The following is a 23,902-nucleotide window of genomic DNA, read 5'->3' on the forward strand; positions in this document are numbered from 1 at the left end:
GCCACGGCTCTCGGTGTAAGGCCACTGTAAGGTTCGCAATGTCACGGTGGTGGCACAGTCTTCAGATTGACTATGCCTCGAGGCGCGTTCGCGTCGACATTCGAAAAACAGAACGAAGCACCAGGAGGCGCCATGTACCACCTCCGGAACATTCTCCGGACCGTTGCTCCGTTTGCGTTACCCGTTCTCCTCTCCGCGCCATTGGCGGCCTGCATCAGTAGCGGTGGCAGCGGCTCGGGCGGCAATGAATCCAAGAGTGGCGGCGATCTCGATGGCGATCGCATCGGAACAAGGGTCGACGGACCGATCAATGCGGCGGCAGCCGGGCTTGAGAATGTCACGCTCGCCACTTCGAGCGCAGAGCCGTTCGACCGCGTTCGCGTAGAAGGACTTCCTGAAGGGATCGATGTCCAAGACATTTATGCCGAGTTCGAAGAGGCGGACAGCGCAGGTGCCATTGGGCCGGATTACAAGAGCGTGCAGGCGATCCTGCAGCAGCTCCCTGGTGATGAAGGAATCGCCTTCGTGGTGCCGCCTGTCATCGACGACCCGCAGACCTTGCGGGTCAAGATCACCGACGGCGAGGGGTACTCGCAGGCGCTGTCGCTCGACGTTTCTCCCTTGCCGCAAGCAAGCCGCGAAGACGTAACGGCATGGGTCGATGATCTCGAGAACATGATCCAGTCAGTCGCGAAATCTTTCGGGATCGACTACCCGGATGATCTCCAGGAGGACCTGCAGAACCCCGGCACGGTGAGTACCGATGAGCGTTTGATTGACATCCTGCGCATGTACGATGCCGTCGCCAACCCGGACAACGAAGACAGTCTACGAAACCTGGATCTGAGCGACGATGAGGTCGCCTACCTTGGCGGGATGATTCAGCAAACGGGACTGACTGACACCACCAATGCCGTACGGCAATTCATTGAAGCCGATCCCGAAGGGTTGCTGAGTGATGCGCGCAGTGAGCTTGCGCACAGCACCAACACGGCCATGGCCGGCGTCCAGGCGCAGTCAGCCGACATCGTTGTTACACCCTTTGAGTTTAACGACATCAACAACGTGGTCGAGCTCGCAGAAGGCATGCAGATGTATGCCGACCTCCGAGAGAGCTTTGACACCTGGGGTGATTTCGAAGATGTCTTTGGTACAACGGTCGATGGCATGCTCGTCGCGACAGTCGCCGGATCCGGGGGCACCTCCTTGCCGCTTGCCGCTGTTATCAAGGGTGCTCTGTCCGGCATTGGCGCTGTAGTCACAGGTGCGGAATACGGGCTTGTGTTTCTCCCCTGCTGCATCGATGACATCCGTGTCACGGGCAATCGTCCCGTCGGTGACAATCGTGAGATTATCATTGGGAGAGAAGATGTAGAGGAAGCGCAGTTCGAAATCTTCTCTGTGGACGTCGATGCACGAAGCGACCCCTATTTCGGAGGAAATGTCCTCCAGGCACTCTTTGAGCGTGCCGCCAAGAGAACCTCCAACCGCTCTGGAGGCGAAGGGGGTTCGGATGGCTCAAGCGGCAGCCAGGATGGTGGTTCCGATAATGGCGTCGACGTGGATCTGAACGAGGAGGCCATCGAGTTCGGGGCGTCTGAGCTGTTTGAGCAGCTCGAGGACTACACACCGGATGTCTACTTCCTCTGGGAGGGGATCGACGTCACGGACGTCAGGGTAGGCTATGACGAGTATCTTGATGTTGATATTGACCCACTCAACGATGCCATGGGGACAAGTGAGCTGATCTGGGAGGATCCGCAGGACCCCGCTTCTTTTTCCCTTGAGCAAACCCTAAACCCGGATACGTTCTTTGGCAGCGAAGACGCAGTGAACATCCTCCGGGTGGCGCTCGACGAAGACGAGTTCCCTACGGGGAGGTGGTCCCGGGATGCGGGCGATCAGCGGGAGCAGCCCTTCGTGCTTCGCGTCAACAAGATCGACGTCTACTTCATTCGCGCCATCAATCACGTCGAAGAAGGGGAAGAGATCGAAATTCAGTTCCGTGTGAGGAATTCCATCGATCCCGATTATGAACAACCGCTTGAGCTTGAGGGGACCGGGCAGGGACAGATCATCGATCACTCCATTGATGGCGGGCTTGGGACGATCACCTACAAGGCGCCTGAGTCCATCGGCGACGATTTCCAGGACGAGATCACCGTGGTTGCCGACTCCGATACCGGCGTTCGTCAGTACCAACAGGCGCAGGATCGCGAGGCAACGGCCTACATCGTTGCCGAGCCCGATGATGCGTTCGTCGAGGTTGCCGGTGGCGGGTGCCTGGAACCGGGTGAGACCAAAACGCTACAGGCCAACGTGATCCCCGAGAGCATCCTTGACGATGATGGTGATTCCGATGGGGCAACCGTCAACTGGGAGGTCCCGGATCGTGGCCACATCAACCCGGACGCCAATGACCAGACCCGGGCTGTTTTCTCGGCAACGGAGAATACCGGTCAGGCGACGGTGAGAGTGACGGTTGAAAAAGAGGGTGACGTTCTGAGTGTCAGTGAGACCGAGATCAGTGTCTCGGAGAACTGCGCCTGCTTTTCCATCATCGACGATGGACGTGACCAGATCACCACGGAGGTGACGGATAATGCCAATCCGATGGCTGAACAATCGGACCTTCAGCTTGTGGATGGGCAGCCCATTTTTGGTGTTCAACTGGCCGACGACCCGACTTCCGGTGAGGTGGCGAGTGTGCTGCTGCCTTCTGGCTCCCTCGAAGACGGGTCTGTTTTCTACCAGCCAACGGCAGGGGAGTTCGTCGTTCCACAAGGCGCAAGCGCCCTGGATATCGATGTTGACCGTGAGAGCCTGCATCGCGTGCGTCTGCAGTTCAACGCTCCAGCAGTGCGTGTCAATCAGCTTGCGCAAAGCGTCTCTGGTGCAAGCCTCAACGCTGATCTACGGCCGCGCATCGTCAACTGGCCCGGGGAAATCACCGAGGAAACAGCGATGATGTTCACGCAAGATGTCGTGGCGCAGAGCGAGGAGACCTGGGAAAACGTCGTTGACCGTGGTGATCATTTCGAGCACACGCGCTCAGGCGTTACCTGGACGAACTGTGACTAGAGCGAATTGAGCCCGGGTTGCCAGTGGTATGCCCGGGCCATTCGCAGAATCATCAGACGGGCGCCGGTCTCCCCTGACGCCGCGGTGATGGCATCGCCGGGGCGGAACACCATCATCTGGCTGGCTTCAAAGCACTGGCCGGCGATGGTCATGGACCCGGCGACCACGTAGATGCCCCGGTCCTCGTGTTGGTCCGGCAGGCGGAAGCGGGTTTTCGGCTGACGCTGGACGTCGGCATAGAAGGCTTCCGAGTAGAGTGTCGCCGGTGCCCGTCCGCCGTAGGCATTACCGAGACGCAGCTGCACGCGCACGGGATTCGTGCTGAGGACGCAATCCGTGCAGGTCTCTTGATGTGGTTTGGAACTCTCTGCTTAGAGCAGTAGAAAACCGGCCAGCGCGCAGGCGGGTACCAGCAAATAGACGGGAAAGCGTGTGGCCATGAGGAGAGTGAACGCGGCCGCCGCGATGACGAACTCCGTGATGCCGGTAATGCCTACCTGGATGACCGGGTCCCAGAGGATGGCGGCGAGCAGGCCGACCACACCGGCGTTGATGCCTGTGACCGCACGACGAATGGTGGTGATGCCACTGATGCGGTCCCAGTAGGGCAGGATGCCTACCAGCAACAGGGTGCCGGGGAGAAAGATGGCGATGATGGCGATGACGCCGCCGAGCACGGGGGCGTGATTGTATGCCTCGGCGCCGAGGTAGCCAGCGAAGCTGAACAGTGGGCCCGGCAGCGCTTGGGCCACGCCGTAGCCGGCGAGGAAACTGCTGCTGTCCACTCCGGCGGGAGCAGCCACCTCCCGCTCCAGGAGCGGCAGTACCACGTGGCCGCCCCCGAATACCAGGGAGCCGGCGCGGTAGACACCATCGATCAGGCTGAGCAGGCCGCCGGGCGCCAGGGTGGCGAGCAGCGGTAAACCGGCGAGGCAGAGGAGGAACAGGCCGAGGCTCGCCCCTGCCACCCGCCGTGACACCTGGACGTTCAGATCCGCAGCCGCATGGTCGGCAGCCTGTGGCATGGGTAGCCCGAATGCCAGCAGCCCGCCCAGCAGCAGGGCGCCAAGCTGGCCCGCGGGGTTTGCCCAGAGAGTGGCGACGACGAAAGCCGAAAGGGTAATCAGCAGCCGCTGCCAGTCCGGTGACAGGGCGCGGCCCATGTTGATCACCGCATGGGCGACCACGGCCACGGCGGCGAGCTTGAGCCCGTGCAACCAGCCTGCGCCGCTGATCGCCTCCGGCCCCACCGCGCCCACGGCCACCGCCGCGCCGATCATGATCACCGCCGACGGCAGGGTGAAGCCCAGCCATGCCCCGAACAAACCCGGCAGGCCGCCCCGCATCAGGCCAATGGCCTGACCCACCTGACTGCTGCTGGGCCCCGGGAGGAACTGGCACAGGGCGACAATCTTGCCGTACTGCCGGTCATCCAGCCAGCCGCGGCGCTGGACCAGCGCCTCTCGGTAGTAGCCCAGGTGGGCCACCGGGCCGCCGAAGGAACGCAGTCCCAGGGAGAGGAACACCAGGAAGACCTCCAGCGCGGGATTGGTCCGGAGGCCCGAGGGGCGCATCTCCACGGTCAGTTCTCCTTCGTTGCGAGGCCCCCGTCTCGGGGAAAGGCGACGAGGTGCTGCGCGTCGATGTGGATGCCGACGTGTTCGTTGATGGCGTGATCGTGGTGGCTGGGGAATAAGGACAGGATCTCCGCGCCACTGTCCAGGCGCAACGTGTAGATGGTCTCGGCCCCGGTGAAGGCCTTCTTGACCACCCGGGCCCGCAGTTCGGATTCCGGCGCCGGTAGCACATCATCCGGCCGCAGCAACACGTCCACCTCGGTGCCCGCCGGCCAGCCGTAGGCGCGGTTGCCCTGGATCACGCCCACCTCGGTGTCGAGCAGGTCATGATCCAGCAGGCGGCCGTGGATGAACCGGCCGTGGCCGATGAAGTCCGCCACGAAGCGGTCCACGGGTTCGTGATACAGGTTGTAAGGGGTGTCCCACTGGACGATCTGACCGTCGCGCATGATGCCGATCTGGTCCGCCATGGCGAAGGCCTCGTTCTGGTCGTGGGTCACCAGGACGGCGGTAACGCCGCGCTCGCGGAAGATTTCGTGGACCTGGTTGGCGAGGCCCTCGCGCAGATCCACGTCCAGGCTGGAAAAGGGTTCGTCCAGCAGCACCAGTTCCGGTTCCGGGGCCAGCGCCCGGGCCAGGGCGACCCGCTGCTGCTGGCCACCGGAGAGTTCATGGGGAAAGCGTTCCTCCATGCCGTCCAGCTGCACCAGTGCCAGCATCTCCCGCGCCCGCTCCTCGCGCTGACTACGGCCGAGCTTGCGCAGCCCGAAGGTGACGTTGTCGGCCACGTTCAGGTGGGGGAAGAGGGCGTGGTCCTGGAACACCATGCCCAGCCGACGCTGCTCCGGTGGCGTAAGCCAGTCCGGGCTGGAGACGACCTGGTCGTTGAGGAGGATTTCGCCGGAAGCCAACGGCTGGAAGCCGGCGACCGCGCGCAGGGTGGTGGTTTTGCCGCAACCGCTGGGGCCCAGCAGACAGACGGTCTGACCGCGTCGTACGCGGAAACTCAGCGCCCGTGCCACCTGTGCGCCCTCGACGTCCAGATCCACCCGGCGCAGTTCCAGGAGGATGTCGTCGTCCGCCGCCGTCTGGTTCATGCGCTGTGTCTCCAAGGGCCTTCCGGGGAGCCGGTGTTATGACATCACCGTGGGGTGAGCATGCTACTGCGCCGGCGCCGCCCCGTCAGCCCCCGGATGCCGGGTTACGCAATCAGGTATTCCAGCAGCGCCTTCTGCGCGTGCAGGCGGTTTTCCGCCTCGTCCCAGACCACCGACTGCGGTCCGTCGATGACCTCGGCATCCACCTCCTCGCCCCGGTGGGCGGGCAGGCAGTGCATGAACAGGGCGTCGTCCGCCGCCGCGGCCATGAGTGCCGCGGTGACGCGATAGGGCGTGAAGGCGCGCTCGCGACGCTTCTGCTCCTCTTCCTGGCCCATGCTGGCCCACACGTCGGTGACCACCAGATCCGCCCCCGCCGTGGCCTCGGCCGGGTCGCGATGAATGGTGATCCGCTCCGGTGCCACGGCGACGATGTCCGGGTCCGGGTCGAATCCCTCCGGGCACCCGACACGCAGCTGGAAATCGAACTGGCGGGCGGCATTGATGTAGGAGTGACACATGTTGTTGCCGTCACCGATCCAGGCAACGGTGCGCCCCTGGATGCTTCCCCGGTGCTCGAGATAGGTCTGGATGTCCGCGAGCAGCTGACACGGATGGTAGCTGTCCGACAGGCCGTTGATCACTGGCACCGCGGAGTAGGCGGCGAACCGCTCCAGCGTGGCGTGATCAAAGGTGCGGATCATGATAGCGTCCACCATGCGCGAGAGCACGCGCGCGGTATCCTCCACCGGTTCGCCGCGACCCAGCTGGGTATCCCTGGGGCTGAGGAAGATGGCGCTGCCGCCCAGCTGGTGCATGCCCGCCTCGAAAGACACCCGCGTACGCGTGGACGACTTCTCGAATACCATGCCCAGGACCTTGCCGCGCAGGGGCTCGTGGAGTTCACCGCGCTGGCGCAGGGTTTTCAGATCCCGGGCACGCTGCAGCAGCCGGTGCAGGGTATCGGGTGTGGCGTCGCGCAGGGTCAGGAAGTGTTGCACGTCCATGGTGTTACCTCGCATCGCGGAGGAAGCCGCGGATCAGACCAGCGACCTGGTCGGTCATCTGCTCGGCCTCGTCATCGGTGAGGATCAACGGTGGCAGGAGCCGAACCACCGACTGCGCGGTGACGTTGATCAGCAGGTGCTCATCCAGGGCCCGGGTGACCACATCACTGCAGGGGCGGTCCAGCTCAATACCCAGCATCAGGCCCCGGCCGCGGATGTCCAGCACTCCGGGTTCATCGGCCAGGCGCTCGCGCAGTCCGGTCTGGATACGCTTGCCGAGGTGCTCTGCCCGCTGGATGAGATCTTCCTCGTCGAGGGTGTTGAGGACCGCCAGGGCGGCACAGGCCGCCAGCTGATTACCACCGAAGGTGGAGCCGTGGCTGCCGGGGCCGAGGATCTCAGCCGCCTCACCGCGCGCCAGGCACGCACCGATGGGAACACCGTTGGCCAGGCCCTTGGCCAGAGTGACCACGTCGCCGCTGACGCCCTCGTGCTGGGAAGCGAGCCAGCGGCCGGTGCGGCCGACACCGGACTGCACTTCGTCGAGCATCAGCAGCCAGCCGTTGCGGTCGCAGCGCTCGCGCAGACCCGCCAAGTAGCCACTGGCGGGGACGCGGATGCCGCCTTCACCCTGGATGGGTTCCACCAGCACGGCGACGATGTCGTCGTAGTCTGCCGCGGCCCGATCCACGGCGGCCAAGTCGTCAAACGGGATCCGCTCGAAGCCCTCAGGCAGCGGGCCGAAGCCCTCCTGGGCCTTGGCGTTGCCGGTGGCTGCCAGGGCTGCCAGGGTGCGACCGTGGAAGGCGTTATCCATGACTAGGATGCGCGGCGTGGTCACCCCGCGACGGTGTCCGTGCAGGCGTGCCAGCTTGATGGCGGCCTCGTTGGCCTCGGCCCCGGAGTTGCAGAAGAACGCCGCGTCCGTTCCGGTGCGTGGGCAAAGGGCGCCGGCGAGTTCTTCCTGCAGGGGTACGCCGTAAAGGTTGGACGTGTGCAGCAACCGGGCGGCCTGCTCCTGCAGCGCCGCCGTCACGCTGGGGTGGGCGTGCCCCAGGCCGCAGACCGCGATCCCGCTCAGGGCGTCGAGGTAGGACTGCCCGTCGGTGTCCTTCAGCCAGGCGCCGTGGCCCTGGCTGAAGGACACCGGCAGGCGTCCGTAGGTGTGCATCAGCGGATGCGCCATGATCACGTACTCGCAAAAACAAAAAGGCAGCGCCGAGGGAACCGCGAAGGCCTGGGGCCGCAAAAAGCGATTCCCGACGGGGGCTGCCGGGGACATTGGATTATAGGAAGGGTGGCGGCACCGGGCAAGTCACGGATCCGCTCGACGTTTTCAGGGAGAAACTCAATGGGTATACTGGATACATGATTTTCGCTAACCCTTTACTGCCGAGAAGGTTAGTAAGTCCTGCCCGCGCGGCTGGCAGAGGCACCCATCAAGACGAGGTACGCAATGGACGAGGTTCAGGAAGCCATCAAGAAGCAGGTGGACAGCCATCCGGTGATTCTGTTCATGAAGGGAACGCCGCAGTTTCCGCAGTGCGGTTTCTCCATGAAGGCATCCCAGGCACTGGCCGGCTGCGAGGCGGAATTCGCCTACGTCAACGTGCTCGAGGACGAGCGCATCCGTCAGGGCATCAAGGACTTCGGCAACTGGCCCACGATCCCGCAGCTCTACATCGGCGGTGAGCTGGTGGGTGGCTGCGACATCATCCTGGAGATGTATGAAAGCGGCGACCTCGAGCAGATGGTGAAGTCCGCCGTCGCGCAACAGAGCGACGACGCCTGATCTCCGGCCAGGAATGACGCGCACGCGCCCCGGCCCGGCCGGGGCGCGTCGTTTCCGGCTGTGCTATACGAAGGTGTTGAAAACCTGCCGACGCGCCCCAATGCGTGATCCGGTAGGGATGGCGGGAGACGGCCATTGAGGGTCTGGCCGCTGGCCGATCCCCGTCACGCAGCTCTCCGGCCATGGCCCCAAGGGCCGTGGCCGTACATCTTGTAACGGAAGGAGGCACAAGAATGGCTTACGAACTCCCGGATCTTCCCTATGCCCACAATGCGCTGGAGCCACACATCGATGCCAAGACCATGGAGATCCACCACGGCAAGCATCACAACACCTATGTGACCAAGCTCAACGGCGCAGTGGAGAACCACCCGGAGCTTGCCTCCAAGCCGGTGGAAGAGCTCATCAAGCGCATCAAGGATCTGCCGGCGGACATTCAGACGCCGGTGCGTAACAACGGCGGTGGTCATGCCAACCACACCATGTTCTGGCAGATGATGAGCCCCAACGGGGGTGGCGGGCCCAGCGGTGAACTGGCCGACGCCATCAACAGCACCTTCGGCAGCCTGGACGCCTTCAAGGAGGAGTTCACCAATGCCGCCGTGGGCCGCTTCGGCTCCGGCTGGGCCTGGCTGGTGGTGGACAAGAGCGGCAAGCTGCGCGTGACCTCCACGCCCAACCAGGACAGCCCGCTCATGGAAGACATCGTCGATGTCCCGGGCACCCCGCTACTGGGCCTGGACGTGTGGGAACACGCCTATTACCTCAACTACCAGAACCGGCGCCCGGACTACATCGCGGCGTTCTGGAACGTGGTGAACTGGGACGACGTGGCCAAGCGCTACGCGGCAGCCAAGTAACCCCCAGCACCGCTGACCCTAAAAAACCCCGCCGCTGGCGGGGTTTTTTGTGAGGCGCCTTACGATACACCGTTCCTTGCGTAGGGCGGACCTTCAGGTCCGCCGTTTCCCGGTACGCAAGCGGCAGGGTGGACGTTCAGGTCCACCTTCTCCCGACATGCAGGCCGAGGTGGTTCGTCGGACGGCAACGGTGGACCTGAAGGTCCACCCTACGGTTCCTGCAGCGACCGCTATTGCAGCTATCGTGGGATGCCGATGTGCCGGTCCCACTGGTTGACGATCTCGCAGAAGAGATCGGCGGTCTTTTCCGCGTCATAGACCGCGGAGTGCGCCTCCTGGCCGTCCCAGCCCAGGCCGGCGCAGCGCACGGCGCGGGCCAGCACGGTCTGGCCGAAGGCCAGCCCCGCCAGGGTGGCCGTGTCGAAACTGCCGAAGGGGTGGAAGGGATTGCGGCGGATGCCGCAGCGCTCGACGGCGGCGTTGAGGAAGTTGAGATCGAAGGTGGCGTTGTGGCCCACCAGGATCGCACGGGTGCAACTGGTATCCCGGACCTCTTGGCGAATGGGTTTGAACACGCGTCCCAGGGCATCCTGCTCGCCGTAGGCGATGCGCAGGGGATGGTCCGGGTCGATGCCGTTGATCTCCAGCGATTTCGGATCGATGTTGGCCCCCTCGAAGGGGCGGACGTGCAGTGAATGGGTGTCGGCGCGGTACAGACGGCCGTCGTCGTCCATGCGCACGATCACCGCTGCGATCTGTAGCAGGGCGTCGGTCTGAGAGTTCAGCCCGCCGGTCTCCACGTCCACCACCACCGGCAGGAAGCTGCGGAAGCGGCGGGCGATGGCGGTCTCCGGGGCGGACGTCGCGGTGTCTTGCTCGGCCATGGTGATCTGCGTTCCGTCAGGTGAGTTGCCAGGCAACGGTCTCGCCGGCAAGGAATGGCACGATGCGTTGGTTACCGAAGCTGCAGTGTTCCGGCAGGGTCCACGGCGACCGCGACAGGGTAATGGTGTCGGTGTTCCGGGGCAGGCTGTAGAAGTCCGGCCCGTGATGGCTCGCGAACGCCTCCAGGCGGTCCAGGCGGCCGGCGGCCTCGAAGATGCCCGCATACAGCTCGATGGCCGCGGGCGCCGTGAAACAGCCGGCACAGCCGCAGGCGTTTTCCTTGTCCTCCTGGGCATGCGGTGCGCTGTCGGTACCCAGAAAGAACTTCGGATTGCCGGATGTGGCGGCTTCCACCAGCGCCTCCTGGTCCTTCTCCCGCTTGAGGATGGGCAGGCAGTAGTAGTGTGGCCGGATCCCGCCCACCAGCATGTGATTGCGGTTGCACAGCAGATGCTGGATGGTGATGGTCGCGCCCACCGTCTCCGGTGCTTCGCGCACGAACTCGGCAGCCACGCTGGTGGTGATGTGCTCGCAGACGATGCGCAGGCGCGGGTGGCGGGCCAGTAGCGGCGCGAGGCGTTCGTCCAGAAAGCGCGCTTCACGGTCGAAGATGTCCACGCTGTCCGTGGTGACCTCGCCGTGGATGAGCAGGGGCAGACCGACTTCGGTCATGGCCGCCAGGGTCTCGTCACAGTGCCGGAGATCGGTGACGCCCGCGTCCGAATTGGTGGTCGCCCCTGCCGGGTAGAGCTTGACGCCGTAGATGATGCCGCTGGCCGCCGCCTTCTCGATCTCCGCCGGCGGGGTATTGTCGGTGAGATACAGCGTCATCAGCGCCTGGAAGTCATTGCCCTCGGGCACGGCTGCTAGGATGCGCTCCCGGTATCCCTGCGCCTGGGCCACGGTGGTCACCGGCGGCTTCAGGTTGGGCATGATGATGGCGCGGCCGAACCGGCGCGCTGAAAATGGCACAACATCGGCCAGCACGTCGCCGTCGCGGACGTGCAGGTGCCAGTCGTCGGGTCGGGTGAGGGTGATCTGGTCCATGGATCGGGTCATAGCGGCGGCGCAATCAGCCGGAGAGTATACTTGCTCCGAGGTGCTGGATGCGACCGTTGCGGGCATGCGCCGATGCCGGAGCATGACAGGGTTGTTCCGATGCAGGCCGGTTGTGGTTGGGGGCGCTGGTTATCGCGACTGACTTCGCTCCTACAAGGGCAGGCCCGCCACTGTAGGAGCGACGTCAGTCGCGATAACCAGCGCTGGAACTCACTCCATCGCCCGCAGTTGCTCCCGATAACGCCGACCGTTGTCCACATAGTGCTCGGCCCCGTGGGCCAGTGCCGCCTTCTGCTCGTCGTTCAACTCCTTGACCACCTTGCCCGGCGAGCCCATGACCACGGAGCCGTCGGGGATCTCCTTGCCTTCGGGAACCAGGGCGTTGGCGCCGATCAGGCAGTTGCGACCGATCTTCGCGCCATTGAGGATCACCGCGTTGATGCCGATCAGGCTGCCGTCACCGATGGTGCAACCGTGCAGCATGACCTTGTGCCCCACGGTGACGTTGCGGCCGATCTCCAGGACGATGCCCGGGTCGGTGTGCAGCACCGAGCCGTCCTGGATGTTGGAGTTGTCGCCGATGATGATGCGGTCCGTGTCGCCGCGGATCACGGCGTTGAACCAGATGCTGACATCGTGGCCGATCTCCACGTCACCGATGACGGTGGCATTGTCGGCAATGAAACACTCGCCGTGGCGGACCGGGCGGCGGCCGTCCAGTTCATAGAGCATGCATGCCTCTCCTGTTGCTAAAGTACGCGCGGACAACAATCCGCAGACAGGGGAACATGATGGCACGGGAAGACTTTCGGCTGCTGCACAAGGAGCGCGTTCGCTGGGGCGAGGCGGACATGCAGGGCGTTGTGTTCAATGCCCATTATCTGACCTATGTGGACGTGGGGGTGACGGAGTACTTCCGTGCCCTGGAGCAGAACCAGGGCCGGCTCGCCGTGGGCGGGGGCGATTTCTTCATGGCCCGTACGGAGCTGGATTTCCATGCCTCGGCGGAGTTCGACGACCTCATCGAGATCGGCGCCCGCATCGCGCGGTTCGGTCGCACCAGCGTGGAGTGGGTCTCGGAGATCCACCGCGGAGATGCCCATCTCATCACCGCCCGCATGATCTATGTCCACGCCGATCTGGAGAGTCGCAGCAGCCAGCCGGTGCCGGAGGCGTTCAAGCACACGGTAGCGGCGTTCGAGCGGGTGCGGCCGGAAGGTGTGTGAACCCCGGGAGCACACCCCCACCGCCTGCCACGCCCCCGTAGGAGATTGCGCATCAACGCTGTTGGTGCGCTGTCGCGCAGCAAACATGGTGCAAGATAGGCGGGCGCACGGAGAGCAGAGGCCAGACGCCGCACTGGTGTGCATGCACCCGCGTAGGAGAGTGGCCCGCACGGCATCGGCGTGGAGTCGTTGAAGGCACGGCACTGGCCGTGACCTCGTATGAGAGAGTGAGCCCTACCGCCGCCGTGTCTCCCCGTACGCCCTTGTGATCATCATGTGAGGAACGGACATGGCAGGCAAGAGGCAGAAGCGGCGGTTGGAGGTGGTGCATCCGGATTGTGCCGGTATCGATGTCGGGGGTCACGAGCATTGGGTGGCGGTGGATCCCGGGCGTTGCGAGGTCTCGGTGCGGTGTTTCAGCGGTTTCACCGACGATCTGCAGGCGCTGGCCGACTGGCTGGAGTCGCTGGGGATCACCCAGGTGGCGATGGAGGCGACGGGGTGTACTGGATTGCGCCCTTTGAGGTGCTTGATGCACGGGGCTTTGAGGTTCTGCTGGTCAACTCCCGGGCCACGCGGCAGGTCTCGGGGCGCAAGTCCGATGTGCTCGACTGTCAGTGGATCTGGCAGTTGATGAGCCACGGTTTGTTGAGCGGTGCCTTTCGCCCGGGTGATGCGGTGTGCACGCTGCGTGCGTTCGTGCGCCAGCGCAGTCGCCGGATCCAGGCCCAGTCGTGGTGTCTGAACCACATGCACAAGGCGCTGGCGCAGATGAACGTGCATCTGGGCCATGTCGTCAGCGACCTCAAGGGCAAGACGGCGATGCGCATCCTGCGGGCGATTGTCGCCGGTGAGCGGGATCCGTGGCAGCTCGCCACGCTACGCGATCGGCGGCTGCGCGCCGACGAGGCGACGGTCGCGCGCAGCCTGCATGGCAACTGGCGCGTCGAGCATCTCTTTGCCCTCGAGCAGGCACTGGCGCACTTTGATTTTCTCGAGCAGCAGATCGGCGCCTGTGATCGGGCGATCCTCTCGGCACTCGAGGCACTGCCCGTGCGTGCCTGTGCCCCGACTGAACTCGCCACCCCCTCGCGCAGCGCCCACCGCAGCGCGGCCGAGCAGCGCCGGCTCCAACAGGCACTCCTCCAGGTCATGGGGGTCGATCTCAGCGCCATCCCATCGCTGGGTGTCGACACCGTGCTGGTGATCGCCGGAGAAATCGGCCCCGACCTCTCGCGCTTTCCCTCCCAGGCGCACTTCTGCTCCTGGCTCGGGCTCGCGCCACCGACCCGGATCTCGGGTGGCAAAGCCCTCAGCGGGCCGGGGACGAAGGTCAACAACATCGCCGCCCAGGCACTCCGCCAAGCCGCCTCGAACGCGCGATCGAGTCGCAGCTTCATCGGCGCCGCCCATCGCGCAAGACTGACACGCATGGACACCGCCAAAGCGATCAAGGCCACCGCTCACCAGCTCGCCCGGCTGATCTACGCCATGCTCACCCGTGGCCAGCCCTACGTCGAGAAAGGCATCGAGGCCTTCGAGGCCACACGCCATGATCGCCAACTGCGGGCACTCCAGCGCAAGGCCCGCAAACTCGGCCTCGATCTGGTGCCAGCAGCATGACTCAATATGAAACCGCCCCTGTCAAAACAACGACCTGGCAGATGTTTGATGAGAGCGACGTCAGTCGCGACCTGCCAGGGTACAGGAACAGGGCCCAGGCTCTTTACGGTGGCTTCGATCCGCGGGCGCCGATCGAGTACTCCGGTCACGGACACGCCGCAAGTACGTCCGTGTAGGCTCGGCTCCAGCCATCCATGGCTGGAGACGGTCCGTGACCGGAGTACCCGATCAGCGCCGGCGGCATTGCAAATCGCCACCGGCCAGGGCTGGCCCGGCTTCCTGCGCCCTGGCAGGTCGCGACTGACGTCGCTCCTACGGGGGGCGTGGCGGGGTTTCCTTAGGCGAACGTGATCACGCCGCGGGCGTTGCGCCCGGCTTCCATGTCGGCGAAGGCCTGGGCTGCCTGGTCGATGGTGTAGCGCTGGGTTACCAGTTCGTCCAGCATCAGATCGCCCTTGGCATAGAGCCCGAACAGGCGCGGAAAGTCGTAACGCGGCCGGGCGGACCCGAACCAGCTGCCGCGGATGCCGCGCTCCTCGGCGGGCAGGGACAGGGTGCGGATGGTGGTCATGTCCTCCCGCGGGGCAACGCCCACCACGATCACTGTGCCGCCCTTGCCGAGGCTGGCGTAGGCTTGCTCGGCCACCTTGCCACGGCCGACGCACTCGAAGGCGTAGTCCGCGCCGCCCCGGGTGAGCTTGCGGATGGTCTTGGCGGCCTTTTCATCGGCGACCACCACATCCGTGGCACCGAACTCCCTGGCCGTAGCCAGTTTCTCTTCGGACATGTCCACGGCGACAATCTGGCGGGCGCCGGCGATGCGGCATCCCTGGATGACGTTGAGACCGACGCCGCCGGCGCCGAACACGACGGCGATGCTGCCGGGCTCCATCTGGGCGGTATTGAACACCGCGCCGACGCCGGTCATCACGGCGCAGCCCACCAGGGCGGCGCGGTCCATGGGCACGTCTTCGGTGACCGGGACGACGTTGTTTACGTGCAGCGTGGCGTACTCGGCCATGACGCCGCAGCCGGAGAAGATGTTCAGTGCGTTGCCGTTGCTGTCATGGGTGCGCACGCTGCCGTCGGGCAGGGTGGTGAGGGCGGAGTTGACCGTCTCGCACAGGACCGGACGGCCGGCGTTGCAGTAGCGGCAGGTGCCGCACATGCTCACGAAGGAGGTGATGACCCGGTCGCCGATCTGGAAGTCCGTGACGCCTTCGCCCACCTGGACGATTTCACCGGCGCCTTCGTGGCCGAGCACCAGGGGTGGGGGAAACGGGATGACGCCGGTGGCCGCCGAGAGGTCGCTGTGGCAGACGCCACAGGCGTGCAGCTTGATCATCACCTCGTTGCGGCGGGGGGCCTCAACCTGGATTTCCTCGACACCGACAGGCTGGTTCCAGTCGCGGCAAACGGCGGCGCGGGCGGTCTGGGTCATGACGCTTCTCTCCTGGGGGTTGAATCATTTTTTTGAAGTGTATCAGCTTGCCGGTGGCCAGTGTACCGGGATGGTTGCACTGGGCGGCCTGAGGTCGGATCATTCTGCCTCGGATTCAAGGGGCCGGTTCGGTTTCTCCGGTCCGGGGCGCGTCGCCGGGTATTCTGGTCACGGACACGCTGTGAATACGTCCGTGTGCGCTCGACGCTGGCCCTCCCTGGCCAGCGACGGTCCGTGACCAGAACACCCGGCGCCGCGCGCGGTATATGGCCGCTCAGTGCCCTCGCTATTGTCATGATCAGTTTTGGAGCGCCCCAATGAGCAACATCAACAAAGTCGTGCTGGCCTACTCCGGCGGCCTGGATACCTCGGTCATCCTCGAATGGCTGAAGGACACCTATAACTGCGAGGTGGTCACCTTTACCGCCGATCTCGGCCAGGGCGAGGAGCTGGAGCCGGCGCGGGAGAAGGCGAAGCAGTTCGGGGTCAAGGAGATCTATATCGACGACCTGCGCGAGGAGTTCGTGCGGGATTTCGTCTTCCCCATGTTCCGCGCCAACGCCATCTACGAGGGCGAGTACCTGCTCGGGACCTCCGTTGCGCGGCCGTTGATCGCCAAGCGGCAGGTGGAGATCGCGCGGGAGACCGGCGCCGATGCGGTCGCCCACGGCGCCACCGGCAAGGGCAATGACCAGGTGCGCTTCGAGCTGGGCTACTACGGGCTGGAGCCCGGCATCAAGGTGATCGCCCCGTGGCGCGAGTGGGATTTGCTCTCCCGGGAGAAGCTACTCGCGTATGCCGAGGAGAAGGGCATTCCCATCGAGGGCAAGCAGGAGGGCGGTTCGCCGTACTCCATGGATGCCAACATGCTGCACATCTCCTACGAGGGCGGCGTGCTGGAGGATCCGTGGACCGAGGCCGAGGAGTCCATGTGGAAGTGGTCTGTGGCGCCGGAGGACGCCCCCGATCAGCCGCAGTACGTGGAGCTGACTTTCGAGCGGGGTGACTGTACTGCCATTGATGGCCAGGCGATGAGCCCGGCCGGGATTCTGTCGAAGCTCAATGAACTGGGGGCCGCCCACGGCATCGGCCGTCTGGACATTGTCGAGAACCGCTACGTGGGCATGAAGTCCCGCGGCTGTTACGAGACTCCCGGTGGCACCATTCTGCTCAAGGCGCACCGTGGCATCGAGTCCATTACCCTGGACCGGGAGGCGGCCCATCTGAAGGATGAGCTCATGCCCCGCTACGCCAAGCTCATCTACAACGGCTACTGGTTCAGCCCGGAGCGCGAGGCGCTGCAGGCGGCCATCGACCAGACTCAACAGACGGTTAACGGCGTGGTGAGGGTGAAGCTCTACAAGGGCGGGGTATCCGTTGTTGGGCGTAAATCCGAGACCAATAGCCTGTTCGATGAGCGCATCGCGACGTTCGAGGATGATGCGGGCGCCTATGATCAGAAGGACGCCGAAGGCTTTATCAAGCTCAATGCCCTGCGATTGAAGCTGCATTCACGTAACCGCCGCTGATCCTTTGTGGCGAAGGATACGTGCCGCGTTGGCCGCGCGGCACGGGCGATTTCGCTGTTACGATTCGGCTTGATGTTGCAGCGCGATTGAGGATACAAACATCCCGGTCCGGGACAATAACGATAAGCGAAAGGGAGTGTTCCATGATTCTCGATGTGTCCGGCGAGCGCTCCCCGAGTCTTAGGGCAGGAGGGGGACCGTCGGGATATGACTGAACCCCGGCAAGTCGGGCAGGGGCATCCCCCGCTCAGCCGACTGGCAGCGGATCCCTCAGCCTCGCCGCCATCGGCGCAGTCCGCCAGCGGTGATCTCACTCGTATCCGCCGTTACCATCAGGTCGGTCATCGCGGTGTGATCGTCTCCATGCTGGTCGCTGTTGCCATGGCGGCGGCATTTGCCGGGTTCGTTCCCTGGCAGTGGATTGCCGCCTGGTTGGGGACGTTCCTGGCCATCGGTGCCATCCGCCTGGTTGTTTTCAGTCACGTTGCCCATCGTGTGCCGGAAGGGCCGTCTCTGCGCTGGTGGGGACATTTGGCGGTGGTCCTGAGCCTGGCTCAGGGGCTTGCGTGGCTTCCTCTGTTGTGGTTTGCCCATGTCGCGGGAGCTGTCTCGGTGACTCTCCTGGTGGGGTTGGTATTCGGGCTCTTTGCCACCGGTATTGTCTCCATCGTGGGCCTGTATCCCCCGGTTTACTGGGCCTATGTTCTGCCTCTTGTGCTTGGTGGGTTCGCCTGGCTTACGGTGATCCCTGATCGGCAACCTGCTGTTGCACTGGCCTTCCTGGTGGCCGCGGGGTTCATGCTGCGCGGGGCCATCGACAGCAGTCGCCAGTTGCGCCGCAGCGTGGCACGCCGCCGGGAGACCAGTGAGCTTGCCCAGCGCCTGGGGCTCGCCAAGCGCCGGTTCCAGTCGACCCTGGCTTCCATCGGCGACGCTGTGATTACCACGGGCCCGGATGCCCGGGTGGAATACATGAACCGCGCCGCTGAGCAGCTGACCGGCTGGACCGCTGAGCAGGCATCCGGGCGGCATCTCACCAGCGTTCTCGCCCTGGTGGATTCGGCCCCGGGGCAGGCGTTGACGGTGCTCATCGAGACCTGCCTGGCCCGCGGCGCCCCCGTGAATCGCGATGAAGATGCCCGTCTGCTGCCGCGGGGTGGTGATGGCGAAGAACGGCTGGTACAGATTGGTATCTCCCCGCTGCAGGATGATCCGGGCGAGGTTCGTGGTTTGGTGGCCGTGATCCGGGATGTGACTGAACTCCGTGGCATGGCGCGGCAGGTACGCCATCAGGGCCTCTACGACACGCTCACGGGGTTGCCGAACCGCCCGGGGTTTCAGGCGGTTCTCCGCGAAGTGCTTGCCGATCATGCGCGCAGCGAGCAACCAGCGGTGATGTGCTGGTTCGATCTGGATCGGTTCAAACTGGTGAACGACGCCTGCGGACATGCTGCCGGTGACGAGATGTTGCGCCAGATCGCGGGGCAGATGCTGGTGCAGTTGCCCGAGGGCGCGACGCTGGCGCGCATGGGAGGCGACGAGTTCGCTCTGCTTTTGCCGGGCTATGATCTGGACCAGGCGACCGCACTGGCCGAAGGGATCCGCGACGAGATCGCCAGATTCCGCTTTCCCTGGGCGGACCGGGTCTTCAACCCGGGTGTCAGCGTCGGTGTGGTGACGGTGTCAGTCCGGGACGGGGTCGGTGCCATTCTCGCGGCCGCGGACACCGCCTGCTACATCGCCAAGGAGCAGGGGAGTAATCGGGTGCACGTGGCCGACCCCGACGATATAACCCTGTCGGATCGTCATGGCCAGGTGGAGTGGGCCGCCAAGGTGCAGAACGCCCTGGACGAGGATCGCTTCCGGTTGCGCTACCAGCGGCTGGAGGCGTTACAGCCGGATCTGCCCACCAAGGTGGAATTCCTGCTCACCATGATCGACGATGACGGCACCCTCGCCGGACCAGCACAGTTCCTCCCCGCGGCGGAGCGCTTCGGTCTCATGCCGGCGCTGGACCGTCATGTGGTACACATGGCGATGAACGTCGTCGTTCAGTGCCCGCGGGAGCTCGCGGGCGTCGAGCAATTTGCCATCAATCTCTCCGGGCAATCCATTAACGATCCGGAGTTTCTGGGTTTCGTTCTGGAGGCCGTGCGGGAGACCGGCGTGGATCCCACGCGGTTGTGCTTCGAGATCACGGAAACAGCGGTGATCAGCAATATGACCCGGGCCCAGGCATTCATTGCCCGTCTGCGCGAGCAGGGCTGTCGTTTTTCCCTGGATGATTTCGGCAGCGGGTTGTCGTCGTTCGGTTATCTGCGGGCGCTGCCAGTGGATTGCCTGAAGATCGACGGCCAGTTCGTTCGAAACCTGGCTACGGATCAGGTGGATCAGAGCATGGTCCGGTGCATCAATCAGGTGGGCCATACCATGGGCATGCTGACGGTGGCTGAGTTCGTGGAGGATGCAGCTGCCCTGGAGCGGGTGCGCGCGCTCGGAGTGGACTATGCCCAGGGGTATGCGGTCCATCATCCCGTGTTGTTATCCTGATCACGGACAACGGGCGAGGCCATGGGTTATGATGCTGCAACCTTGTCCGGGGTAGTGCATGTTTGAAGCCCTGAAATCCCGATTGACCACCCCGCGGCGCGCGAGCCGCAGCCGAAATGATGTACTCGCCGAATGCAGCGATCTGGCACGGCTGGATCGTTTGCGTCGTCATGCGCGTGATCGTGACACCCGGCAACGGGCCGATGCGCGTTATCGGGCGTTGCTGGTGGGAGGTGACGCCAGCCTGCGTCTCGAGGACCGTGTTGCCGCTGTGCAGGTGTGTACCGACGATGCCGTTCTGGCCTACGTCGCCCGCAGTGCCCGTGAAGAGATCGTGCGGCGCGCCGCGCTTGATCGTCTGGACAGTGATCGGGTGCTCATGGAGGTGGCCCTCAACGACCCCATCGCCCGATTGCGGCGCCGGGCGGTGGCCATGATGAATGACCCGGAATTGCTGCAGAATGTGCTGCATCGAGGGCACCCCGACGACCCCCGCATCGCCCGCGACGCGGGGCGGCGACTACGTGAACTGCAGGTCTGAGTGATGGTCCTGTCGGAGCGGGTCATGGCCGCTGGCTGGCGTGTGCTGTTCCGCCTGCCGTCGGTGCGACGGTATTTCGGACGACGGTTCTTCGATTCCATTCCCCACAGCCGGCGCCTGGGCCTTCGCGTGACCGATGTCGGTCGTGGTACATTCAAAGCGCGGATCGGCTATCGTGATGAACTGGTAGGCAACCCCTACCAGGGGCATCTCCACGGCGGCGTAGTGACAACGCTGATCGACCAGACCAGCGGCGCCGCAGCGTTCTTCAGCCTGACTCCACCGGAGTTCGTTGCCACCCTGGACCTGCGTATTGATCACCTGCGCCCGGCGGCGCCGGGGCGGACCGTCCATGCCCGCGCCCAGTGCTATCACCTGACCCGTCACGTGGCCTTCGTGCGCTGTTGCGCCCATGACGGCAACCCGGACGATCCGGTGGCCACCAGCATCAGTGCCTTCATGCGCAACGGCAGCGTGCCCCTGCGCTTCGGCATTCGCCGTCGCCGGAAGATCAATACGTGATCCGCTCGCCAGGCCGTAGGGTGGACCTTCAGGTCCACCGTTGCAGGCTCCGATGAACCACCTTGGCCTGCCTGTCGGGGGAAGGTGGCCCTGAAGGTCCACCCTACGGTGTTTGGCTTCTCTATCTGGAGACGGCGGACCTGAAGGTCCACCCTGCGGTCCTATGGTCCGCCGCCGGGTGCTGCGGCCCCTACATGTTCGGGTAGTTCGGCCCGTCTCCGCCCTGCGGGACCACCCACTTGATGTTCTGGGTGGGGTCCTTGATGTCGCAGGTCTTGCAGTGCACGCAGTTCTGGGCGTTGATTTGCAGGCGCGGGTTGGAGCCGTCGTCGTCGCGGACGATTTCGTACACGCCGGCCGGGCAGTAGCGCTGCTCCGGGGCGTCGTAGTGCTCCAGGTTGATCTGCACCGGGACGCTGTCATCCTTCAGCGTGAGATGGCTGGGCTGATCTTCCTCGTGGTTGGTGTTGGAGATGAACACCGAGCCGAGTTTGTCGAAGGTCAGCTTGCCGTCCGGCTTCGGGTACTGGATGGGCTTGTAGTCGGTCTTCTTGCCGATCTGTTCGTGGTCCGCGTGGTTGTTGAAGGTCCACGGCGCCTTGCCCCGGAAAATGTACGTATCCAGGGCCGAGTAGGCCATGCCGCCCCACAGGCCCCACTTGGCCATGGCCGGGCGGATGTTGCGCACGCGATAGAGCTCGTCCCAGATCCAGGACTTCTTCAGACCGTCCAGGTAGGCGGTAACTTCCTGGCCCGGGCTGTCGTCCTTCTGCAGCGTCTCGAACACGGCTTCCGCGGCCACCATGCCGGACTTCATGGCGTTGTGGGTGCCCTTGATCTTGGGCACATTCAGGAAGCCGGCAGAGTCGCCGATGAGTACGCCACCGGGGAAATGCACCTTGGGCATGGACTGGAAGCCCCCTTCCACCAGGGCACGGGCCCCGTAGGAGACCCGCCGGCCACCCTCCAGGTACTTGCGGAACGCCGGATGGGTCTTCAGCCGCTGCATCTCATCGAAGGGAGAGAGGTAGGGGTTCTTGTAGTCCAGGCCGATGACATAACCGATGGAGACCAGGTTGTCCTCCAGGTGGTACATCCACGCGCCGCCATAGGTCTTACTGTCCACCGGCCAGCCTACCGAGTGCACCACCTTGCCCTGCTCGTGCTGTTCCGCGGGGACTTCCCACAGCTCCTTGATGCCGATGCCGTAGGTCTGCGGATCGGAGTCGCTGTCCAGCTTGAAGTTGGCAATCACTTCCTTGCTGGCGGAGCCGCGGCAGCCTTCGGCGAACAGGGTCTGCTTGGCGTGAAGCTCCACACCGGGTTCATAGTTGGGTCCCCGGGAGCCGTCAGCCTGTATGCCCATGTCGCCGGTGGCGATGCCCTTCACCGAGCCGTCATCGTGGTAGAGGACCTCGGCGGCGGCGAAGCCGGGATAGATCTCGGCACCGGCCTCCTCGGCCTGCTCCGCCAGCCAGCGGCACACGTTGCCGAGACTGACGATGTAGTTGCCGTGGTTGTGCATCTGCGGCGGCGTGGGCAGCTTGTAGGATTTGCTCTCGGTGAGCAGCAGGAAGCTGTCGTCGCCGGCAGGCGTGTTCAGCGGCGCGCCCTTGTCTTTCCAGTCCGGGATCAGCTCGTTCAGCGCCCGGGGCTCGATGACGGCGCCGGAGAGGATATGCGCGCCCACCTCGGAACCCTTTTCCACCACGCACACGGCGAAGTCGTCGTTACCGGCTTCCTGGGCGAGCTGACGCAGCCGGATCGCCGCCGCAAGCCCGGAGGGCCCGGCGCCGACGATCAGGACGTCGAATTCCATGCTTTCGCGTTCCACGGCTTCGTTCTCAGCCATTGATTGTTCCTCCTGCTAGCGCGGCGCAGGCCGCCCGGCGGACGGCCTGACAGGTCCGTGCCCCTGCGGGGCCGTATTATTCGACGGTGAACGCCTGGATACCGGTAATTGACCGGCCCATGATGAGAGCGTGAACGTCGTGGGTGCCCTCATAGGTGTTCACCGCTTCCAGGTTCATGACGTGACGGATCACATGGTACTCGTCAGCGATGCCATTGCCACCGTGCATGTCGCGCGCGGTGCGGGCGATATCCAGTGCCTTGCCGCAATTGTTGCGCTTCATCAGGGAGATCATCTCGGGCGCCCAGTTGCCGGCGTCCATCAGCCGACCTAGCTGCAGCGAACCCTGCAGGCCCAGGGTGATCTCCGTCTGCATGTCGGCCAGCTTTTTCTGGATCAACTGCGTGGCGGCCAGCGGCCGGTTGAACTGCTTGCGCTCCAGGGTATATTTCCGCGCCTGATGGAAGCAGAACTCGGCGGCGCCCATGGAACCCCAGCTGATGCCGTAGCGTGCCTTGTTCAGGCAACCGAACGGCCCCTTGAGCCCCTGGACGTTGGGCAGCAAGTTCTCTTCCGGCACGAACACCTCGTCCATGACGATCTGCCCGGTGATGGAGGCCCGCAGGGAGAACTTGCCTTCCAGCTTGGGTGCGGACAGCCCCGTCATGCCCTTTTCCAGGATGAAACCGCGCACGGTGCCGTCGAGCTTGGCCCAGACCACGAAGACGTCGGCGATGGGCGAGTTGGTGATCCAGGTCTTGGAGCCGGACACCTTGTAGCCGCCGTCCACCTTCTTGGCGTGGGTCTTCATGCCACCCGGGTCGGAACCGGCATCGGGCTCCGTCAGGCCGAAGCAGCCCACCCACTCGCCGCTGGCGAGCTTCGGCAGGTATTTCTGGCGTTGTTCGTCGCTGCCGTAGCTGTAGATGGGATGCATCACCAGCGACGACTGCACGCTCATGGCGGAGCGGTAGCCGGAGTCGACGCGCTCCACTTCGCGGGCGATGAGGCCATAACTCACATGGTTTACGCCGGCACCGCCGAACTCTTCCGGGATGGTGGGGCCAAGGAAGCCCAGCTCACCCATCTCGGTCATGATCTCGCGGTGGAAGTGCTCGTGGCGGTTGGCCTCGAGCACACGCGTGAATAGCTGTTCCTGGCAGTAGTCGTGGGCCGAGTCGCGCACCATGCGCTCTTCGTCGCTAAGCTGGCCGTCCAGCAACAGGGGGTCGTGCCACTGCATACGGGTCGTCATGGTCT

19 protein-coding genes and 1 pseudogene are annotated in these 23,902 nt (G+C 64.4%); 9 read left to right on the forward strand and 11 right to left on the reverse strand.

Annotated elements, in window-relative coordinates:
- The first annotated feature begins 132 nt into the window (after positions 1 to 132).
- Positions 133 to 3,081, forward strand: coding sequence for a hypothetical protein (locus tag KU884_RS06700; protein ID WP_167781936.1), 2,949 nt, complete (start codon positions 133 to 135; stop codon positions 3,079 to 3,081).
- Here KU884_RS06700 and KU884_RS06705 read toward each other — a convergent pair.
- From KU884_RS06705 to KU884_RS06725, 5 genes are all read right to left on the reverse strand, one after another.
- Positions 3,078 to 3,392, reverse strand: a complete 315-nt coding sequence (locus KU884_RS06705) for a pirin-like C-terminal cupin domain-containing protein (RefSeq protein WP_167781937.1) — start codon at positions 3,390 to 3,392, stop codon at positions 3,078 to 3,080. The genes KU884_RS06700 and KU884_RS06705 overlap by 4 nt on opposite strands.
- 60 nt (positions 3,393 to 3,452) lie before the next feature.
- A complete protein-coding gene (gene chrA, locus KU884_RS06710; RefSeq protein WP_167784151.1) occupies positions 3,453 to 4,655 on the reverse strand; it encodes a chromate efflux transporter in 1,203 nt (400 codons plus the stop codon).
- Positions 4,656 to 4,663: 8 nt separating this feature from the next.
- Positions 4,664 to 5,755 (reverse strand): ABC transporter ATP-binding protein, encoded by a 1,092-nt coding sequence (locus tag KU884_RS06715; protein WP_167781938.1) that lies wholly within the window; start codon positions 5,753 to 5,755, stop codon positions 4,664 to 4,666.
- A gap of 104 nt (positions 5,756 to 5,859) precedes the next feature.
- Positions 5,860 to 6,762, reverse strand: coding sequence for an ornithine carbamoyltransferase (gene argF, locus KU884_RS06720; RefSeq protein ID WP_167781939.1), 903 nt, complete (start codon positions 6,760 to 6,762; stop codon positions 5,860 to 5,862).
- Positions 6,763 to 6,766: 4 nt separating this feature from the next.
- Complete coding sequence (locus KU884_RS06725) at positions 6,767 to 7,948, reverse strand: aspartate aminotransferase family protein (RefSeq protein WP_167781940.1); 1,182 nt, start codon at positions 7,946 to 7,948, stop codon at positions 6,767 to 6,769.
- Positions 7,949 to 8,218: 270 nt separating this feature from the next.
- On the opposite strand from KU884_RS06725, the gene grxD reads away from it, so the two are divergent.
- Together grxD and KU884_RS06735 are read left to right on the forward strand one after the other, a co-directional pair.
- The gene (grxD, locus tag KU884_RS06730) at positions 8,219 to 8,554 is read left to right on the forward strand and encodes a Grx4 family monothiol glutaredoxin (RefSeq protein ID WP_167781941.1); all 336 of its coding nucleotides are present in this window, start codon (positions 8,219 to 8,221) and stop codon (positions 8,552 to 8,554) included.
- A 233-nt stretch (positions 8,555 to 8,787) separates the two neighbouring features.
- Positions 8,788 to 9,414 (forward strand): superoxide dismutase, encoded by a 627-nt coding sequence (locus tag KU884_RS06735; protein ID WP_167781942.1) that lies wholly within the window; start codon positions 8,788 to 8,790, stop codon positions 9,412 to 9,414.
- A 239-nt stretch (positions 9,415 to 9,653) separates the two neighbouring features.
- Here the strand turns inward: KU884_RS06735 and rnt are convergent, their stop codons facing one another.
- The 3 genes from rnt to KU884_RS06750 form a co-directional block, all read right to left on the reverse strand.
- Positions 9,654 to 10,298 (reverse strand): ribonuclease T, encoded by a 645-nt coding sequence (gene rnt / locus KU884_RS06740; RefSeq protein WP_167781943.1) that lies wholly within the window; start codon positions 10,296 to 10,298, stop codon positions 9,654 to 9,656.
- A 16-nt stretch (positions 10,299 to 10,314) separates the two neighbouring features.
- Positions 10,315 to 11,346 (reverse strand): dihydroorotase, encoded by a 1,032-nt coding sequence (gene pyrC, locus KU884_RS06745; protein ID WP_167781944.1) that lies wholly within the window; start codon positions 11,344 to 11,346, stop codon positions 10,315 to 10,317.
- A 222-nt stretch (positions 11,347 to 11,568) separates the two neighbouring features.
- Positions 11,569 to 12,090, reverse strand: a complete 522-nt coding sequence (locus KU884_RS06750; protein ID WP_167781945.1) for a gamma carbonic anhydrase family protein — start codon at positions 12,088 to 12,090, stop codon at positions 11,569 to 11,571.
- A 56-nt stretch (positions 12,091 to 12,146) separates the two neighbouring features.
- On the opposite strand from KU884_RS06750, the gene KU884_RS06755 reads away from it, so the two are divergent.
- The gene (locus tag KU884_RS06755) at positions 12,147 to 12,584 is read left to right on the forward strand and encodes a thioesterase family protein (protein ID WP_217351433.1); all 438 of its coding nucleotides are present in this window, start codon (positions 12,147 to 12,149) and stop codon (positions 12,582 to 12,584) included.
- Positions 12,585 to 12,873: 289 nt separating this feature from the next.
- Positions 12,874 to 14,207 (forward strand): annotated as a pseudogene (locus tag KU884_RS06760) (IS110 family transposase).
- Between the two features lie 337 nt (positions 14,208 to 14,544).
- On the opposite strand, the gene KU884_RS06765 reads toward KU884_RS06760, so the two are convergent.
- The gene (locus tag KU884_RS06765; RefSeq protein ID WP_167781946.1) at positions 14,545 to 15,648 is read right to left on the reverse strand and encodes a zinc-binding dehydrogenase; all 1,104 of its coding nucleotides are present in this window, start codon (positions 15,646 to 15,648) and stop codon (positions 14,545 to 14,547) included.
- Between the two features lie 317 nt (positions 15,649 to 15,965).
- On the opposite strand from KU884_RS06765, the gene KU884_RS06770 reads away from it, so the two are divergent.
- The 4 genes from KU884_RS06770 (at position 15,966) to KU884_RS06785 (ending at position 20,790) form a co-directional block, all read left to right on the forward strand.
- Positions 15,966 to 17,177, forward strand: coding sequence for an argininosuccinate synthase (locus tag KU884_RS06770; protein ID WP_167781947.1), 1,212 nt, complete (start codon positions 15,966 to 15,968; stop codon positions 17,175 to 17,177).
- 207 nt (positions 17,178 to 17,384) lie between these two features.
- Positions 17,385 to 19,727: an EAL domain-containing protein gene (locus tag KU884_RS06775; RefSeq protein WP_167781948.1), complete on the forward strand. Its 2,343-nt coding sequence runs from the start codon at positions 17,385 to 17,387 to the stop codon at positions 19,725 to 19,727.
- Positions 19,728 to 19,785: 58 nt separating this feature from the next.
- Positions 19,786 to 20,268 (forward strand): hypothetical protein, encoded by a 483-nt coding sequence (locus KU884_RS06780; RefSeq protein WP_167781949.1) that lies wholly within the window; start codon positions 19,786 to 19,788, stop codon positions 20,266 to 20,268.
- A 3-nt stretch (positions 20,269 to 20,271) separates the two neighbouring features.
- Complete coding sequence (locus KU884_RS06785; RefSeq protein ID WP_254432201.1) at positions 20,272 to 20,790, forward strand: PaaI family thioesterase; 519 nt, start codon at positions 20,272 to 20,274, stop codon at positions 20,788 to 20,790.
- A 190-nt stretch (positions 20,791 to 20,980) separates the two neighbouring features.
- On the opposite strand, the gene KU884_RS06790 is transcribed toward KU884_RS06785, so the two are convergent.
- Both KU884_RS06790 and KU884_RS06795 read right to left on the reverse strand, forming a co-directional pair.
- Positions 20,981 to 22,624: an electron transfer flavoprotein-ubiquinone oxidoreductase gene (locus tag KU884_RS06790; protein WP_167784154.1), complete on the reverse strand. Its 1,644-nt coding sequence runs from the start codon at positions 22,622 to 22,624 to the stop codon at positions 20,981 to 20,983.
- A gap of 94 nt (positions 22,625 to 22,718) precedes the next feature.
- Complete coding sequence (locus KU884_RS06795; protein WP_167781950.1) at positions 22,719 to 23,897, reverse strand: acyl-CoA dehydrogenase; 1,179 nt, start codon at positions 23,895 to 23,897, stop codon at positions 22,719 to 22,721.
- Positions 23,898 to 23,902: the final 5 nt, after the last annotated feature.

The sequence above is a fragment of the Aquisalimonas sp. 2447 genome, assembly GCF_012044895.1.
Lineage (GTDB): Bacteria > Pseudomonadota > Gammaproteobacteria > Nitrococcales > Aquisalimonadaceae > Aquisalimonas.

What these genes read in the sequence shown, in the direction of transcription:
- KU884_RS06700 (WP_167781936.1), top strand. Translation starts at nt 133, where the DNA reads ATGTACCACCTCCGGAACATTCTCCGGACCGTTGCTCCGTTTGCGTTA.
- chrA (WP_167784151.1), bottom strand. Translation starts at nt 4,655, where the DNA reads ATGCGCCCCTCGGGCCTCCGGACCAATCCCGCGCTGGAGGTCTTCCTG.
- KU884_RS06715 (WP_167781938.1), bottom strand. Translation starts at nt 5,755, where the DNA reads ATGAACCAGACGGCGGCGGACGACGACATCCTCCTGGAACTGCGCCGG.
- argF (WP_167781939.1), bottom strand. Translation starts at nt 6,762, where the DNA reads ATGGACGTGCAACACTTCCTGACCCTGCGCGACGCCACACCCGATACC.
- KU884_RS06725 (WP_167781940.1), bottom strand. Translation starts at nt 7,948, where the DNA reads ATGGCGCATCCGCTGATGCACACCTACGGACGCCTGCCGGTGTCCTTC.
- grxD (WP_167781941.1), top strand. Translation starts at nt 8,219, where the DNA reads ATGGACGAGGTTCAGGAAGCCATCAAGAAGCAGGTGGACAGCCATCCG.
- KU884_RS06735 (WP_167781942.1), top strand. Translation starts at nt 8,788, where the DNA reads ATGGCTTACGAACTCCCGGATCTTCCCTATGCCCACAATGCGCTGGAG.
- rnt (WP_167781943.1), bottom strand. Translation starts at nt 10,298, where the DNA reads ATGGCCGAGCAAGACACCGCGACGTCCGCCCCGGAGACCGCCATCGCC.
- pyrC (WP_167781944.1), bottom strand. Translation starts at nt 11,346, where the DNA reads ATGGACCAGATCACCCTCACCCGACCCGACGACTGGCACCTGCACGTC.
- KU884_RS06750 (WP_167781945.1), bottom strand. Translation starts at nt 12,090, where the DNA reads ATGCTCTATGAACTGGACGGCCGCCGCCCGGTCCGCCACGGCGAGTGT.
- KU884_RS06755 (WP_217351433.1), top strand. Translation starts at nt 12,147, where the DNA reads ATGATGGCACGGGAAGACTTTCGGCTGCTGCACAAGGAGCGCGTTCGC.
- KU884_RS06765 (WP_167781946.1), bottom strand. Translation starts at nt 15,648, where the DNA reads ATGACCCAGACCGCCCGCGCCGCCGTTTGCCGCGACTGGAACCAGCCT.
- KU884_RS06770 (WP_167781947.1), top strand. Translation starts at nt 15,966, where the DNA reads ATGAGCAACATCAACAAAGTCGTGCTGGCCTACTCCGGCGGCCTGGAT.
- KU884_RS06775 (WP_167781948.1), top strand. Translation starts at nt 17,385, where the DNA reads ATGACTGAACCCCGGCAAGTCGGGCAGGGGCATCCCCCGCTCAGCCGA.
- KU884_RS06780 (WP_167781949.1), top strand. Translation starts at nt 19,786, where the DNA reads ATGTTTGAAGCCCTGAAATCCCGATTGACCACCCCGCGGCGCGCGAGC.
- KU884_RS06785 (WP_254432201.1), top strand. Translation starts at nt 20,272, where the DNA reads ATGGTCCTGTCGGAGCGGGTCATGGCCGCTGGCTGGCGTGTGCTGTTC.
- KU884_RS06795 (WP_167781950.1), bottom strand. Translation starts at nt 23,897, where the DNA reads ATGACGACCCGTATGCAGTGGCACGACCCCCTGTTGCTGGACGGCCAG.